Origin of the sequence: Methylovulum miyakonense HT12, assembly GCF_000384075.1 — a bacterium.
GTDB lineage: Bacteria > Pseudomonadota > Gammaproteobacteria > Methylococcales > Methylomonadaceae > Methylovulum > Methylovulum miyakonense.
On the sequence record NZ_KB913025.1, the window covers coordinates 4,398,427 to 4,414,178 of the forward strand.

Annotated in this window: 9 protein-coding genes; 4 read left to right on the top strand and 5 right to left on the bottom strand. The window is 52.4% G+C overall.

Features of this window, described 5'->3' with window-relative positions; all coding sequences use genetic code 11:
* Window positions 1-428: 428 nt before the first annotated feature.
* Together METMI_RS0121460 and METMI_RS0121465 are read right to left on the bottom strand one after the other, a co-directional pair.
* Window positions 429-1,073, bottom strand: coding sequence for a class I SAM-dependent methyltransferase (locus tag METMI_RS0121460; protein ID WP_019868355.1), 645 nt, complete (start codon window positions 1,071-1,073; stop codon window positions 429-431).
* Between the two features lie 508 nt (window positions 1,074-1,581).
* Window positions 1,582-3,624: a TonB-dependent receptor gene (locus METMI_RS0121465; RefSeq protein ID WP_019868356.1), complete on the bottom strand. Its 2,043-nt coding sequence runs from the start codon at window positions 3,622-3,624 to the stop codon at window positions 1,582-1,584.
* 422 nt (window positions 3,625-4,046) lie between these two features.
* On the opposite strand from METMI_RS0121465, the gene METMI_RS0121475 reads away from it, so the two are divergent.
* The gene (locus METMI_RS0121475) at window positions 4,047-4,718 is read left to right on the top strand and encodes a FlgO family outer membrane protein (RefSeq protein WP_019868358.1); all 672 of its coding nucleotides are present in this window, start codon (window positions 4,047-4,049) and stop codon (window positions 4,716-4,718) included.
* A gap of 115 nt (window positions 4,719-4,833) precedes the next feature.
* On the opposite strand, the gene METMI_RS25870 is transcribed toward METMI_RS0121475, so the two are convergent.
* Both METMI_RS25870 and METMI_RS0121485 read right to left on the bottom strand, forming a co-directional pair.
* Window positions 4,834-5,763, bottom strand: a complete 930-nt coding sequence (locus tag METMI_RS25870) for a formylglycine-generating enzyme family protein (RefSeq protein ID WP_198007957.1) — start codon at window positions 5,761-5,763, stop codon at window positions 4,834-4,836.
* 79 nt (window positions 5,764-5,842) lie between these two features.
* Window positions 5,843-6,625, bottom strand: coding sequence for a Stf0 family sulfotransferase (locus tag METMI_RS0121485; RefSeq protein WP_019868360.1), 783 nt, complete (start codon window positions 6,623-6,625; stop codon window positions 5,843-5,845).
* Window positions 6,626-6,822: 197 nt separating this feature from the next.
* Between METMI_RS0121485 and glnE the strand changes: the two genes are divergently transcribed.
* The 3 genes from glnE to METMI_RS0121505 all read left to right on the top strand — a co-directional run bounded on the left by glnE (window position 6,823) and on the right by METMI_RS0121505 (window position 11,263).
* Window positions 6,823-9,720 (top strand): bifunctional [glutamate--ammonia ligase]-adenylyl-L-tyrosine phosphorylase/[glutamate--ammonia-ligase] adenylyltransferase, encoded by a 2,898-nt coding sequence (gene glnE, locus METMI_RS0121490; RefSeq protein WP_019868361.1) that lies wholly within the window; start codon window positions 6,823-6,825, stop codon window positions 9,718-9,720.
* 467 nt (window positions 9,721-10,187) lie between these two features.
* Window positions 10,188-10,721 (top strand): EF-hand domain-containing protein, encoded by a 534-nt coding sequence (locus METMI_RS28060; RefSeq protein ID WP_232215270.1) that lies wholly within the window; start codon window positions 10,188-10,190, stop codon window positions 10,719-10,721.
* Window positions 10,722-10,807: 86 nt separating this feature from the next.
* Window positions 10,808-11,263 carry a hypothetical protein gene (locus tag METMI_RS0121505; RefSeq protein ID WP_232215271.1) on the top strand — a complete coding sequence of 152 codons (456 nt, stop codon included), beginning with the start codon at window positions 10,808-10,810 and terminating at the stop codon, window positions 11,261-11,263.
* A 192-nt stretch (window positions 11,264-11,455) separates the two neighbouring features.
* On the opposite strand, the gene METMI_RS27275 is transcribed toward METMI_RS0121505, so the two are convergent.
* Window positions 11,456-15,745, bottom strand: a complete 4,290-nt coding sequence (locus METMI_RS27275) for a beta strand repeat-containing protein (RefSeq protein WP_019868365.1) — start codon at window positions 15,743-15,745, stop codon at window positions 11,456-11,458.
* Window positions 15,746-15,752: the final 7 nt, after the last annotated feature.

Below are 15,752 nucleotides of genomic sequence, written 5' to 3' on the forward strand. Positions count from 1 at the left end.
AGCGGAACCCAAAGCCATCACACCGGCCGCATTAGGCAAGCAAGATAGTAACCAAATCAACCGCTTTTCCAGCAACTATATTATCTATCCATCGAAACAGCAATACCTGCCCCGCCCGTTTTTAAATCTGCCAGACAAAAAAACATTGGCCGGGCTAGTGCTCAGTCACTGTTGAATTGTCAGTATTATTTTCGTAGGGCGGGCGGTTGCCCGCCTGATAGCTACGGATGTTAGCACAGGCCATAAACAAAGCAGACAACCGTCCGCCCCGGGTTTAGGTTGACCCGACAAGAAATCAATGACTGGGCACTAGGCTACTGAAGAGGCAATCTGGAAAACAATTCGGGTTCAACCCTCACCCAAGCACCCCTTTAATGTTTTAAAGCTGGACAGCAATGGGCAAGACATACCCAAGAAGTGGAAGACATCTACCGCGAACGCTGCCCTGCCATGGCCAACAGCATCCTATAAACCAGCGCATCAGCCCATGCTATTTTTTTCAATAGCTTACGCAGCTTGCCCTTACAAAAATATTCAAAAGGCATCACCGTGCGTAAAAATTTATCCGCTGTCACCAGGTTCAATAATTGCTGGCGGTATGTGTCGAAGAAGGGATATTTTTGGGATAAGTCCAAGGCTTGCCATTCCAAAGCAAGGCTAGCGTCGGGGATGGTGCCGAATTGCCGCACCAGCTGAGGGCCTTTCCTGATAATGCCACAACCAAAGTCAGTGTCCACAGTAAAGTGGCCAATCCCTTCTTTACCTAGGGCTATGTCAAGGTAAGCCGCATAAGTGACCCCGCACCAATTGCCTAGGTGAAATTCTGGTTCGGCATAAAATGGGTTGGGGGGATTACAATCATGGACTAGAAGGGTTCCATTGGTTTTGGTCAATTGCAAGCCGGCCATGATGGCCTGAAACGAGCTTGTGTAAGTATGGTAAGGGTCTACAAAAACTAAGTCGAAGCTTTCGCCAGATTTGATGAGTTCCGCACAGAGCTCTTCACATGAGTCAGCTGGCGTGGCGTAGTCAACCGTTTCGCCATCAGAAAAATCCGCCGGGCATCGGTACATCAGCCGCTTTTTGACCCTAAATTGCCTCCCGTCTACCATTGAATAAGTACAACCGGTAATAGGCGTGCAAATTTCGAGGTAGCTGGAATAACCATACCGTTTTGCAAGCATAAGCGCTATATCGTATTTTTTATACACGGCCGGCAAATTGAAAATAATAAATTGTTGGAAGCATTAATTATAAACGTCCATAACCCCAAACGAATGGGTTTTTCCGCTACCGGGAAAACCGCTTAGCAAATTTACGGGGATGTGGCGGGTGGGTTTGGAGGTGTGGTTCAAACGGATTCTGGCGTGTATCGGCCTAACCAATAGGGTCCTGTATTGCCGCCGCCTACCTCGGCTTCTGCTTTGGCAATCAACACAGCCTTAACAAATGCAACACTTAAGTCGGGATTTTTTGGTGATTTTGTCAACGTTAATAACGTAAGCGGTGTCTTTATCCAGTCACAAATATGATGGTGGCCTAGTTTAAATTGGCTTTCATGGATAGCTGGGCCATCCCTTCCTAATAATTCATCCTAAGCCCAATCTCCGCCCCCCTACCCGGTTCCGGCGCAAAATTCCGCAAGTACGAGGTCGAGTTGCGGATATTTTCATCCAGCAAGTTATTGGCTTTGGCGAACACCAGCACATCCACGTCCTTGATTTGTTTGATGAGGTATTGGGTGCTGAGATTAAGCTGCACATAACCGGCGGTGGCGGTGTCAAAATCGCCGGGATGGTCTTGGGCTTCGCCACGGGTCAGGCGTAGGTTGCTGCTCCAATCATTTTTGATATGGTCGAGCTGGAAGCCGAAGCGTAAGGGCGGCATCCTTGGCACGTCGCCGCCGCCTACGAATTTCCCACGGGTGTAGTCGCTGAACAGGGTCAAATCGACTAGGCCGTAGCGGTTTTCCATGACCGGAAAAATCAGTTTGCTTTCATAGCCCATAAAGGTGGCGTCGGCCTGGCGGCTTTCGACCACTGGCGAACACGCCGTATCGGGCGGGCACAATTCCCCCTCTTCGGTGACAAACTGGCCGTTGCGTTGTTGGTAAATGTAATCGTTTGCCCAGTTGTGGAATAGGTCGAGTTCCGCCCTGACCCAGTTGGCGTTGAATTTGTAGCCTAAATCCAAATTGTACGAAGTTTCTTCGTGCAGGTTGATGCTGCCGATTTCAAAGCTGCGGGTGGCGTCATGGTAGCCATTGGCCAGCAGTTCCTGCACTTGCGGTGCACGTTGCGAGCGGGTCATCGCCAGATTGACGCTGTGGTCGTCGTTAATTTTCCAGAGGCTGGAGGCGGACGCGCTGACCGGTGTGTAGTTCAGGTCGCTATGGCCTTCTGGCGCGATGGTGGTGTCTTCCACGCGCCAGCCGAGTTGGTTGTTGAACGCGCCTAAGGTAAAGGATTCAACTTGGAACACGCCGTAGCTGTTGGTCAGCGATTGCGGGACGATGACGGAATTGGTCGATTTATCTATCGCGGCAAAATCGCTGGCAATGGCTTGGAAACCCAATGCGCCGTGCAGTCCGGCCATCGGTTTGTGGGTCAGTTCCAAACGGCTTTCGTAGGTTTTGTTGGTGAAGAATGCCGCTTCTTGTCCGTTGGGGATTTCGGTGTGCTGGTAATCGGTGTAGCCCAATTTCATGCGTAGCGATTCGGCGAACGGGAATGGATTTTTCAGCTCGCTTTTCAAATCGTATTTGCTTTGTTTTAGGGCGATGCGGGTGATTTCGCCGCCCGTACCGTCGGGGGCGATGCCGTAGTTGTTTTCCAGGCGGTTGATGGAAATGCCAGCAAAACCCGGTTCGCCGACCAATGACAACCCCGCCGAGCCGCTGATGGCGTCACTGCTGGTATTGGCGATAAAACCGTGGGTATTTTGCAGGCTATCAGGCAACGTCGGGTCAACTTGCCTTGCGGCGTTAATGTCAATGGCATTGCCACCAATATCGACGTTGCCACGGTCACGGAAAAAGCCGTCAATATGGTAGGCGATATGGCCTTGGCCGCCTTCTGCCTTCATCGTTGTTGCGGTTTCATTGGAGACCGAATCAAAGCGTTGTTCTAATGCACCTCCTATGCGTTTTTCCGGCAGTCGTTCGGGGATGCGGTTGTCTATGACGTTGACCACGCCGCCGATTGCCCCGCTACCATACAGTAAGGTGGCGGGGCCGCGCAGCACTTCGATACGTTCCGCCAGCAATGGCTCGACGCTGCTGGCATGGTCGGGGCTAATCGCCGAAGCATCGTTACCGCCGATGCCATTATTTAACACCCGCACCCGCGGCCCGCTTTGGCCACGTATTACTGGCGTGCCGACACCAGGGCCAAACGATTGGCTGGTGATGCCCAGTTCGTTCTTTAGGGTTTCGCCGATGCTGTGCCCGACTTTTAAACGTAGCTCATCATCGCTTAGGATGGTGACCGGGGTGGCCGCATCGTCGGCATTTTCTTGTAAGGGTGCGGTAACGATGATTTGTCCGAGTTCAGACACGGGGGTGTTGTCGGCATAAACGGGCGTACCTAGAACGGACAAACAAAGCATGGCAAGTTTTTTATTCATAAGGTTAGTATCGGATCAAAATCTCAAGATGGCTATAGGAACCGAAGTTCTGCAAGCCAAGCCCATAAGCCAGCGGCGGTGTGGGTATAGTTGAAGGCATAAAGGGCTAACTGCTTAGTCGACAAAAGGCTTGTATCAGGCCATTCAGCTTCCCTTGCCAATAACCAACCAGCAAACGGCCTTCTTGCAACACGGTACGTTTAATCATACCGGCCTATCATTTAAGCCGTATTACAGGCTATTGATGGCTATAAGATATGTTATAACATAACAAACTGCAAATATTATTTAACGCCCGCCCTATAACCGCCCTGTTTCATGGCGGCGGATTTCCTTAGCTTGCCTCCCAAGCACCGATAAGCTAGTATTTCGGCATAACTTTTCAACCAGCCAGGCTTAACTTTACCCTCAAGGAACCTACCATGTTAAAAATTTCTACCCTCCTCATTCCAGCGTTGCTTTCGGCAACCTTGAGTGGTTGTGGATTATTCCGTAACAATTACGAAGTTAAGGACACGGATCTTGTTGATGTCAGCTATGACGCGGTGGATGAACTCCAAAACAGGCTCACCCGAAAAATCCCTAAAAATTCCTTGATTATTGTCACCACTCTTTTGAATGTGGACAACCACAACAAAACCTCAGCTTTTGGCCGTATTGTTTCCGACCAAATTGCCTCGGCTTTTCATAAAGAAGGCTTTCAAATCATAGGCATGGAACTGCCGATAGATCTGTTTATCATGAAGGAAGACGGCACTTTGCTGCTTTCTGATGACACCAAAAAATTGCTCAACCGCTACCGTGCGGCGGTTTTGGTGGGCGGTGTCTACGCACCTGGCAAAAAGAACGCTTATGTTTCATTACGTGTCATCGAAACGGCCACCAAAACCATTATCTCCTCAACCGACCTGTCCATACCCATGGGGCCGGATGCCAAGATGCTGATGACCCCCATAGACATCGCCACGTCCAGTCCGGCCACGGAACCCGTTGCCGAAGTGGCCAAAAACACCGAGGAAGGAAGCCCTACGGCAACAGAAGAAACGACAAAACCTGAAGCTGAAAAAAAGACAACCAGCGATAGCCTTGAATAAACGGACACCCTCCAGGACGCCCGCCACAAACTTTGAAAAACCCACAAACCCTGTTTCCGTTTAAGGTTAAAGTGTCGGGGCCATGGACGGAAGCCATTCAGATAACCGCCTAGTGCTACCGCTCCCTCACTAACCGGAACCCCAGGTTCGCCTGCCGCGCCCAAGCCGTGCTCCAATTACGATAAGCGGCGCGGACCCTGGGGGCGTCGGCATTCCAACCGCCACCGCGCACCACCAACAAATCATCAAAATCCGCCCGGCCTTTGAGGCAGGCTTCCTCAAAGCCGCTGTAATGTTCCTCATAGCGCGAGCACGTCCATTCCCAGACATTGCCCAGCATATCGTGCAAGCCCCATTGGTTGGGTAACAAAGCCCCCGTAACCCCATAAAAAAAACGCCCGTCATCACATTGATGCAGTTGCGCCCAAGCTAGCGTTTTGATTTGTTTCCTGTCCGCAACATTGGCGTTCCGGCAGGCTATATCAGGATTATTGCCCCAATAGCGTGCGGAAACAGTACCCGCCCTGGCGGCATACTCCCATTCCGCTTCCGTAGGCAGACGGTATTGCTGCCCGGAAGTTTTGTTCAGCCAAGCAATATAAGCCTGCACATCCTGGAAACTGACACAACCCACCGGATAATCCGGCTTGGGCGCCAAATCTTTTACAGGTGACTTCCAATTGGCCCACCCCCACCAACTCCAGTGTTGTCCGACAGTATGGTCATAACTCCAGCAGCCCTTTTCTTCGACATTACGTTCGGCATCGGTGACATGCCCGGTCGCATCAATAAATTTCTGGAATTCTTCGACGGTCACTTCATTTTTGGCCAGCTTAAAGCTTTTGACACAAAGCCTATGCAGCGTTTCGTTATCGGTGCGGCCTTGCTCTGTTTCCGGGCTGCCCATAAAAAAACAGCCGGATGGGATCGTGGCTGTTTCCGGGATTAGCGCCGCCCCCCGTTGTGGCAAAGGCGCTTTTAATGTCCTGCCAAGTTGCGCGGCTTGCATCGGTGCCGGGGCAATGAAGCCGCTTAGTAAAAACATGAAAATGCCTTGGGGAAGGGGCATCATAGGCAGGCCGGTAAATCGCAGGTTCGGGATTAATGGCCTGCCAGCCTTAGGTTTACACATGCAAAGCCAGTTCGGTTTGGAAGCGTTGTGTCCATTGGCTGCTGCGGCCATCGCGGAGTTTTTTCAGTTCGGACACCTGTTCAGGGAGACGGATGCTTTGGGGGTCAACCGACACAATTTCGGCGATAGCTTTGAGCACGGAGCCAATGTCCGCCTCCAGCTCTTCGTAACTGATGCAATAAGGGGATATGCCCTGCTCGGAAAAATACCGCCGCCAACCTTCTTCTTGGACAACAATATGGTCATACCAATATTTGATCGCCTCATAGTCATACTCCAAGGCCTCAAGTTTGGCTAAAGCTTCATCCGTATGTTGGATATGGCTGTGGAATATATCCGATGAAGTCGCCTTATATAAAGAGACCGCTTGCGCGGCAAGGTCGTGGCGGGTCAGGTAAATGTATTTAAAACCCTGCAAATAACCTGGGTCGCCCAGTGCCTGAAGGAACAGTTCGAATTGGAACCAACTGGCTTTTAACCCGGAAACGTCATGTTGGGTGCTTTTAGTGACCCGGAGGCCATTGCGGAGATATTCTTCGGGCGTGCGTCCCGGCATATTTTTAGTGATCCTGTTGGCGATGGCATTAGCCGACAACAATTCCTGTGGCCTGCCCATACGTTTGGTGTTTTTGATGGCGTCACATAAATACGTGCTGCCGGAACGGGGCGTGATGGCAATCAGATAACGGTTGCGCGGTTCAGGCACCTTCTCCAGTTCTTGCAATAACGACTCGTTGAGGTCAGGATGGGCAAAAATATCGGCAATAGCGTTCATAGTTTGATAGCAGAGTCCTTATGTTATTGATGTGAAATGCTGGGGAAAGCCATTGGCAGGGCTGCCCTCAAATTGGCCTGGATTGGTATCCGTCCATAATGTCCATGGAATTATCGGATCATGGTTGCCTTAGGGTTATTCCCCAGCAGAAATTTTAAGTATCATGCCCCAACCTTTTACCTTAAGCCTTATCCGATATGACACTAAACCACGACCTGCAAGCTGAATTACTAAAACTACCTGAAGGCTTACGGCCGCCGCTTGCCGCAAATTTGCAGCAATGGCAAGAAAAGCTCGACGCCCTGAGCCAGGAACTTCCCTCGTCTCCTGAGTTTACGGCAAGCTTAGTCAAAGTCTGGGCCAGTAGCCAATTTGTCACAGAAAACTGCTTGCGCCTACCAGAATTGCTGATGGGTTTAGTGGTATCCGGCGATTTGTCGGGGCATTATGCGGAGCCTAGTTACCACAATCAACTAAAGAATTTAACGGTAGCCGACGAAACGGAACTGATGCTAAAGCTCCGGCAATTCCGGCGGCGTGAGATGGTCAGGATCGCTTGGCGGGATTTGGCAGGTTGGGCGCCATTGTCGGAAACTTTGCTGGACTTATCCAGGCTAGCCGACGCCTGTATCCAATATGCATTGGCCTTCCTTTACGCACAAGCTTGCGAAAAACGCGGCACACCGGTATTGGCGGATGGCGGCCCGCAGCAAATGGTCGTCTTGGGCATGGGCAAATTGGGGGCCTATGAACTAAATTATTCTTCCGACATCGACTTGATTTTTGCCTATCCCGAAGATGGCGTCTTAGCCGACCGCAAGGCCACGACTTATGGCGAATTTTTCACGCGCCTATGCCAAAGCCTGGTCAAAGTGCTGGATGAAATCACCGCCGACGGCTTTGTTTTCCGTACCGACATCCGCCTACGGCCTTATGGCGATAGCGGCGCGGTCATCATGACCTTTGATGGCATGGAACACTATTACCTGACCCAAGCACGGGAATGGGAACGTTACGCGATGATCAAAGCACGCCAAGTGGCGGGCGATTTTGTCATGGGCGCACAGTTGATGGCCATGCTCAAAGCCTTTGTGTACCGCCGTTATCTGGATTATGGCGCGTTTGAGGAATTGCGCTCGTTGAAAATGCAGATCATGCAAGAATTGCGGCGCAAGGACCGCCTCGATAATGTCAAATTGGGTGCGGGCGGCATCCGCGAAGTGGAATTCATTGGCCAGGCGTTCCAATTGATACGCGGCGGCACGGAAAAATCCCTGCAACAACGCGGAATACTGGATGTGTTGCAAAGGCTAGGCGAGCTTAATTTGCTCACGCCTGCCGACGCCGGGCAGCTTATCACGGCTTACGGTTTCTTGCGCCGTGTCGAAAACCATATCCAGCAATACCAAGACAAACAAACCCACGATTTGCCCACCAACCCGCTGGCACAACAAAGCCTAGCCTATTCGCTGGACTTTGCCGATTGGACAACGTTTAAAGCCACGTTAGATAGGGTCAGGGCACAAGTACATGGCGTCTTCGAACAAGTCTTTTCATTGTCCAAACCGGAACACACCGGTGTGCAGGGCCAGCAATTATGGCAGGGCAACACCGATGAGGCCGATTTGCTGGGGCAACTCCAGGAGTATGGCTTCGCTGACCCGCAAAACAGCCTCACCCTGATCAAACATTTCAAGTCCGCCCCCCCCATCAGGCGTTTAAGCGCCAAAGGCGCGGCGGTGCTTGACCGCTTAATGCCACAATTGCTGGCGGCTTTACCGGCCCTAACAAACCCTGACGAAACCTTAAGGCGTGTCCTGGGTTTGTTTGAGGCGGTGGCCGGACGTACGGTTTATTTGTCATTGCTGGCGGAAAACCCTGACGCGCTCGCACAATTGCTGCGCCTGATTTCCGCCAGCGTCTGGGTATGCGATTATCTGGCGCGTTATCCGATTTTGTTTGATGAATTGCTGGATCCCCGTTCTTTGTTCGCCCCTTTGCAAAAACAGGATTTGGACAAGCAATTGGCGGACATGCTGGCCACCGTTGATAGCCAAGACCTCGAACAACTGATGATCGTCTTGCGGCAATTCAAACAGCAACAAGTCTTAAAAGTCGCCGCCGCCGACATTATGGGCATCATCCCGTTGATGGTGGTCAGCGATTACCTGACCACCATCGCCGAAAGCGTCGTCGCCCAAGTGCTCGAACGGGCGTGGCTCATGCTGACCGAAAAGCACGGTTTTCCGCCCGATGGCCGGGACAGCCCACACACCACGCCCGGATTTGCCATTTTGGGTTTGGGTAAATTTGGCGGCATCGAACTAGGCTATGGCTCAGATTTGGATTTGGTGTTCCTCTGCGATTACGATAACGGCCTGGCGATGACCGATGGTGGAAAACCGGTTTCCTGTGCGCAATTTTACGGGCGTTTGGGGCTGAAAGTCCGGCATATCCTCGACACCAACTTGCTGTCAGGCATCCTTTATGAAGTCGATATGCGCCTGCGGCCCAGCGGGGATTCCGGTTTGCTGGTCACGCATATCAAAACCTACCATGATTATTTAAGGGATCAGGCGTGGACATGGGAGCATCAAGCCTTGGTCAGGGGGCGGTTTATTGCTGGCGACGATTGCCTGAAAAAAGGCTTTGCCAGCCTACGCCATGACATTTTAAGTTTGCCCAGGGACACGGCGGCATTAAAAACCGAAGTGCGGGAAATGCGCGAAAAAATGCGCCAAGCGCTTGCCAGCAAAGAAGCCGGCAAGTTTGACCTGAAACAAGGCCGGGGCGGCATTGCGGACATAGAATTTATGGTGCAATTCCTGGTGCTGGCGCATGCGGCAACCCATCCGGCCTTGACTGTTTACACCGACAATGTCCGTTTATTGGAAGGCTTAGGCAAACACGGGCTGATGGAAGAAACGACCGTCACAACATTGAAAGCCGCTTATTGCACTTACCGGGATCTGGGCCACAAACTGGCATTACAGGGCAGCCGTGCACTGGCTGATGAAACGGAAGTGGCCGGGCTGTATCAATCTATCGGGGCGGTTTGGGACGGGGTGATGGCGCTTCCCAAAGCGGGGCCATAATAACTAACAGCATTGGCGCATCAGGCCACCCCCTATCGTTTTGCTATCGTTAGCGCGGCACGTAAAGTCTCCTGACCTTCCCGCTTCCGGGAAAAGCCATTTTTAGCCACACGCTTAGTTACCCCCTAATCCATCAACACCGTCCTTACATGACCGCAAGCCGTTTTTAGCTTTTAAATACGGCTTGGCCTGAATGTGTGATAGCGCACCGACTTCACTCCCCATCTACTATATTGTTGATCCAGCTTGAATCCGGCAAACAATGGCTCCAAGCCGGAACCCAATTCAGGCAAGCATGACGGCAACACTTTTCTTACTTATTTCCTCGGCGGTTGCAATGATGAAATAGGCTTGATGGCCCAATATGGGCTTCCATAATCGTCCCGAACAAGCCAGCAACAATAAATGCCCTTTGCTTTTCTTTAAGGGCAAACTGATCCCAGTTAACCATCAACAAGAAGGAAACGATGATGAAAACGAATAAAACCCTATCCGAAACAGCTAACACATTTGCCAATTTATCCTTTTTAAATATTTACACCCTGCCCATCTGTTTGGCGGTCACCCTGGGATTCAGCCTTGGTTTTACCAGCAAAACGGTCAGGGCGGAAAACACGGCCACTCAAGACTCCCATCCGAATTACCGTTACATCAAACCTATAGCCGTAGAAAATAAGGCCGGAAACACCAGCCAAGACAGCAAAGCATCAGCCGCCGAAACGGTAAAAGAACAAAATAGCCCGGCACAAGCCCCAAGCAACCTTCCCCAAAGCGCACAAACTGATCCCGTCAATAAACCTGCCGATGGCAAAGGGGCATTCCCCTCATTTGTCCAAGCGGATATCAATGGCGACCACTACCTTACCAAAGAAGAGCTGAAAAATTTCCCTTATTTGCTGCAAGTGTTCGACAAGGTAGACGCTGGCGAAGATGGCAAGCTGGAACAACATGAATACCAAAACTTGGAAATGGAAACCAAACGTGAAGGCGAAGTCCGGTAATTGGGCTTGTGCCTTATTTTTAACTTAATTAGGGATTGCCAAAAATGATGAATAAATTCTATAAACTCACAAAGGTTGCCTCTTTTGTGGCCATAATTGCAATCACAGGCTGTGCGGGTATGGGCAATGGGGGCGGATTGTACGGCAATAGCGGGGCTTATGGCCTGGGATCTAGTTCAAACAATTCCGTAGGCGGCATTAACAGCAATGTCCTGAGCGCCATTATCCAGGGCATGGCTGGCAGCGTACTTAATGGGCAAATCGGATCACAGCTCGCCCCGACCGACCAAAATTACCGGCTCCAACAGTTAGGCAGCTTAGTTCAGTCAGGCGGGATCAACCAAGCACAGCAATGGACTATCCCACAATCTGGCAACACCATTGCAATTAGCCCTGTTGGCCAACAAGTTTTCAGCCAACAATTACAGAGACCTTGCCGTAATTTAGAAGAAGTCTTGATTTTGCAAAACGGGAACCGCATCCGTGAAAACCGCCGCGCTTGTTTGGATCCACGGACTAAAAAATGGAACCTGGTGCAGTGACATTCCAGGCCACTATAGCAATTGCACAGCGCCAGTGGCTTGCGCCAGGAAGAAGGGGCCGGTTTATCTATAAGGCCAGCAAATTAACAGCAGCTAAGTGACAAAAGGCCGGTTGGGCTTACACCCAACCGGCCTTTTGGTTTTAGAACCCTGGATGGGCAAAACCACATGCCCACCCCACTCTAGCTTAGCTTAGGCAAATACATAATCCGCCAATGCCGTTTGTGCCGTACCTTGCAACGTGCCTACCAACGTCAATTCAGCGGCGCTAACTGCGGCATTGGCATCGGCGGCGGTAAATTGGTACAAGATGCTGTCGACATTGTTATCGACGACAAACAAACGGGTATCGCCAACGGTGTAAGCGGCATTGGCGCTACCGATAACCGCGGCCGCCGCCACCCTGTCAATGGCACCGCCAATATCGGGTTTGATAATGACCAGCTCCGCCAGATTGGAAAAACTACCGCCTGCATCCACAGCCACTCCGGCATCAATAAAGCCATCGCCATTGCCAAGATTAATGTCGCCCGATATTTGCAGCTTATCCGTACCGGACAAGTAATCGAGTGCGGTATCGCCCCCCCCTGTCAACGAACTGAAGACAAACACATCCGATCCGGCACCACCAGTCAAGGTGTCAGCCCCGCCCCCCCCGTCAATTTTATTATTGCCCAGGTTGCCGACCAACACGTTATCAAAGCTGTTACCGGTACCATCAATCGCCAGTGAACCGGACAAGGTCAGATTCTCAACATTATCACCCAAAATATAGGTTGCACCGCTAAGGACTATATCAGTGCCCTCGTCGGCATTTTCCTGTACGTTATCAGCGCTTGAATTGACATTGTAAGTGTCGTCTCCCGCACCGCCCGTCATGGTGTCAATACCACCGGCACCATTTAGGTAGTTATTGCCGGAGTTGCCTACCAATAGGTTAGCCAAGTTATTCCCCGTGCCTTTCAGCGCCCCAGTTCCGGTCAAGGTGAGGTTTTCAACATTATCCGCCAAGGCATAAGAGACGGAACTGACCACCGTATCGGTACCGGCGCCAACATTTTCCACGATGGCGTCGGCGACATTATCGACCTGATACGTGTCATTGCCCGCACCACCGGCCATCGCGTCCGCCTCGGCGCCACCGTCGAGCCAGTTGTCGCTGGCGTTGCCCGTCAGGCTGTTGGCCACGGCATTACCTGTCCCTTTAACCGCCGTACCTATCAGGACAAGGTTCTCAAAGTTATCAGCCAGCGTATAGTCGATAGCGCTATTGACCGTATCCGTGCCTTCGCCGCTGATTTCCACAACCACGTCACCCGCATCATCAACGAAATAGCTATCATCCCCTGCTTTGCCGGCCATGCTATCGGCACCACCAGCGCCGTCAAGGACGTTTTTGGCAGTGTTGCCTGTCAGGCTGTTGGCCAGGCCGTTACCCGTCCCGTTAACCGCTGATGCACCTGCCAATATTAGGTTTTCAAGGTTGGCGCCAAGCGTGTGGCTAAATACGCTCTGGACGGTATCAATCCCGCCATTGAGCCCTTCTTGGACAATGTCACCACTATCAATGAAGAAAGTGTCGTCACCTTCGCCACCCACAAGGGTATCGGCACCGGCATCGCCATCCAACTTATCATTGCCCGCACCGCCATCCAGAATATTAATCCCGGCATTCCCCTTCAACTGGTTATCCGATGCATTGCCAGTACCGTTGATGGCGATGGTTTTCGTCAAAACCAAGTTTTCCACGTTTGCGGCTAACGTGAAAGTCACCGAACTTTCAACGGTATCTATGCCTTGGCCGCCGCTTTCAACAATATTATCGGCAAGGTTATCGACGATATAGGTATCGTTGCCCGCACCGCCAATCAGGGTGTCACCCTTCGCGCCACCATCCAGCGTATCATCGCCCGCCAATCCGGATAGGGTATTGGCGGCACTGTTGCCAATCAGCAGGTTGTCAATGCCATTACCTGTTCCGGACACAGCCCCAGTCTTCAATAACAGGGTCTCGATATTGTCGGAGAGGGTGTAATTGACGCTGGCTATTACCGTATCAACATAAACCCCTACATTTTCAACGATTTTGACCCCCGCATCATCAACAAAATAGAGGTCGTTACCCGCGCCGCCTTTCAGCGTATCCTTACCTGATACCCCGCTAAGTGCGTCAGCACCGTTTGTGCCTGTCAAGGTTTCATCCGCCGAAGTGCCGATAACAAAGTTTTTCAATTTGTCACCGCCCTCAAGCTGGACTTCATTGATTTGATAAGCCGCGCCCAAGAAATGGTTGCTGATGGTCACTTGGTTTCCTGCCAAACCATAAGCGATGATCAGGCTGCTCCCAGATAAGGAGATGCCTGTCAGCTCAAGCAAAGACACGTCAGTGAAATTGATCATATCAACGCCAGCATCAACATCGTAGTTATAGATAATATCCTGGCCGTCGGCTTTGGCGATGAAGTAGGTATCGTTACCGTCATTGCCTTGCATGGAATCGTTACCATACCCGCCTGTCAGGGTGTCGTTTCCGAGCCCGGCCACCAAGGTATCATTGCCGTCCCCACCGTTGAGGGTGTCGTTTCCTAACCCGCCATCCAAATTATCGTCGCCAAGCCCGCCGCTTAAGCTATCGTTACCGGCATACCCTACTATGGCATCGCCACCTTCGCCACCGTCCAGGGTGTCGTTCAGGTTCCCGGCATAGAGGGTGTCATTGCCGCCCAGGCCGTTGATGATGTTGACCACGCCGTCAAAGCCGTACATCACTTCGCCCAGGTTGGTGCCGTTGTGCTTATCGGCGAGCTGCGCCAGTGTCCACGTTTTGCCATCGGAAAACAGGAACTTGTCGATCCGGTAATTGATGTTGGGGTGGAAATAGTAGCTCACGGTCAACTGGCTGTTGACGCCGTACTGTAGCACCAACGCGTTGCCCGTATCGTACACGCCCTTGATGTCGGTGGACTTCACGTCACTGAATTTGACAATGTCAATGCTATTGTCCGTGTCGTAGTTGTTGAGGGTGTCCTGGCCGTCCGCCTTGGCGACCAGGTAGGTGTCGTTGCCGCCATCCCCCTCCAACGAGTCGTTACCCAGGCCACCATTCAGGGTGTCCGCGTCGGCGCCACCGTACAGGGCGTCGTTGCCGTTGCCGCCAACCAGGCTGTCAATGCCCGCGTCGCCCACCAGGGTGTCATTGCCGTCGCCACCGGACAGGGTGTCGTTGCCAATGCCCGCCTGCAAGTTGTCGTCGCCCAGCCCCCCGGTCACTTTGTCGTTGCCCGCCTGCGCGTAAAAGGTATCGTTGCCCTCGCCGCCGTCCAGGGTGTCGTTCAGGTCCCCGGCATAGAGGATGTCATTGCCGCCCAGGCCGTTGATGACGTTGACCACGCCGTCAAAGCCGTACATCGCCTCGCCCAGGTTCGTGCCGTTGTGCTTGCCCGCGATTTGGGCGAACGACCAGGCTTTGCCGTCGGAAAACAGGAATTTGTCGACCCAGTAATTGGCGTTGGTGAAGAAATAATAGCTGACGGTCAATTGGCTGCTGACACCATACTGCAACACCAGCGAGTAGCCCGTGTCGTACACCGCCTTAATGTCCGTGGACGCCACATTGCTAAACTTGACCAGATCGACGCTGCCGTCGGTGTCGTAGTTGTTGAGGGTGTCCTGGCCGTCCGCCTTCGCGATCAGGTAGGTGTCGTTGCCCGCATCACCTTCCAGGTAATCATCGCCCAGCCCACCATTCAGGGTGTCCGCGTCGGCGCCGCCGTACAGGGCGTCGTTGCCGTTACCCCCCGTCAGGCTGTCAATGCCCGCGTCGCCCACCAGGGTGTCATTGCCGTCGCCGCCGGACAGGGTGTCGTTGCCGATGCCCGCCTGCAAGTTGTCGTCGCCCAGCCCCCCGGTCACTTTGTCGTTGCCCGCCTGCGCGTAAAAGGTATCGTTGCCCTCGCCGCCGTCCAGGGTGTCGTTCAGGTTCCCGGCATAGAGGGTGTCATTGCCGCCCAGGCCGTTGATGACGTTGACCACGCCGTCAAAGCCGTACATCGCCTCGCCCAGGTTCGTGCCGTTGTGCTTGCCCGCAATTTGGGCGAATGACCAGGTTTTTCCGTCGGAAAACAGGAATTTGTCGACCCAGTAGAACGTGTTGGTGAAGAAATAATAGCTGACGGTCAATTGGCTGCTGACACCGTACTGCAACACCAGCGAGTAGCCCGTGTCGTACACCGCTGTGATGTCCGTGGACGCCACGTCGCTGAACTTGACCACGTCGATACTACCGTCGGTGTCGTAATTGTTGAGGATATCCTGGCCGTCCGCCTTCGCGACCAGGTAGGTGTCGTTGCCGGCATCACCTTCCAGGTAATCATTGCCACGCCCGCCGTTCAGGATGTCTTTGCCACCTTTGCCATAAATAGTGTCATCACCCGTTGAACCCGTGAGTGTGTCATTGTTTTCCGTACCGTTGTATATCGTCATGGGCATG